The organism is Vibrio sp. 10N.222.49.C9 (assembly GCF_041474985.1).
Lineage (GTDB): Bacteria > Pseudomonadota > Gammaproteobacteria > Enterobacterales > Vibrionaceae > Vibrio > Vibrio crassostreae_C.
The window spans coordinates 1-457 of sequence record NZ_JBFRVD010001172.1; the positions used below are offsets into that span (position 1 = coordinate 1).

General features: G+C 38.9%; 1 protein-coding gene. It reads right to left on the reverse strand.

Annotation, left to right across the window (positions count from 1 at the left end; translation table 11 throughout):
• Nucleotides 1-244 (reverse strand): hypothetical protein (locus AB4585_RS27430; RefSeq protein ID WP_372171908.1); only part of this gene is annotated, 244 nt, incomplete at its 3' end.
• Nucleotides 245-457: the final 213 nt, after the last annotated feature.

Sequence of the window (457 nt, forward strand, 5' to 3'; positions counted from 1 at the left end):
CCTCTAGAGGAAGCTTATGCATTCGATCTAGGCTGTCACCGTAGTATTTAGTGTAGGTATATACTGCAACAATTAAGGTGCAGAGTAGGGCAAAAAATTGATTGTCCTCAAAAAAGCTCAACACCAAAAAAGGGGATGAGAACAGTATTGCTAGTGATAGCAGATTGGTTAGGAAGTCTAGGTTGAGAATGAGCTTGAGAGTCTTGATATCCTGCTTTACAGCTTCGATATTTGAGTTGGGCATAGTCCACATCCACACAAGTAACTGATGCTTATTACTGTATGCCTTTGCCCAAGAAATGGAGCTCGTAATTTTTCTAACTGATGTCTGTAATTTGCCTAGTAAGAGGTGGTTATCTAGCCCGCTGTACAAGCCTGCGCCCTAGGCAACCTAAGGTTTCACTTTTATCGGTATTATTGACTGATTTTTAATTAATTTAATTAAAAACAATAAGTT